This is a genomic window from Methylobacterium sp. C33D, from assembly GCF_053345825.1.
Genome location: NZ_JBKFAV010000240.1, coordinates 1 through 287 on the forward strand (window position 1 = coordinate 1; position 287 = coordinate 287).

Consider the following 287-nt stretch of genomic DNA (forward strand, 5'->3'; position numbering starts at 1 on the left):
GCCCGCTTGACCAGGACGCCGGTCATGAACTCCTCGAAGACCATGCGGGTGCCCGAACCCTCCTCGCGCAGGAAGAACGGCTGGTCGGCGAGGTCCTCGCGGTTCAGGTCGGTCCGGCTCGCCAGGGGATGGCCCGGCGGCGCGATCAGCACGATCGGGTGCGGCCCGAAGGTGGCGGCCTCGATCGGGAAGTCCCGGGGCGGGCGGCCCATGGGGGCGAAGTCGATCTCGTAGCCGCGCAGCGCCTCCACGGTCTGGCCGCGGATGCGCACCCACATGCTGAGCTG

At 71.8% G+C, this 287-nt stretch carries 1 protein-coding gene; it reads right to left on the minus strand.

The genetic code is table 11. The annotated features are described in order from the left end of the window. Positions 1-287: LysR substrate-binding domain-containing protein (locus tag ACLBXO_RS32220; RefSeq protein ID WP_447687968.1), on the minus strand; the 287-nt coding region annotated here is incomplete at both ends.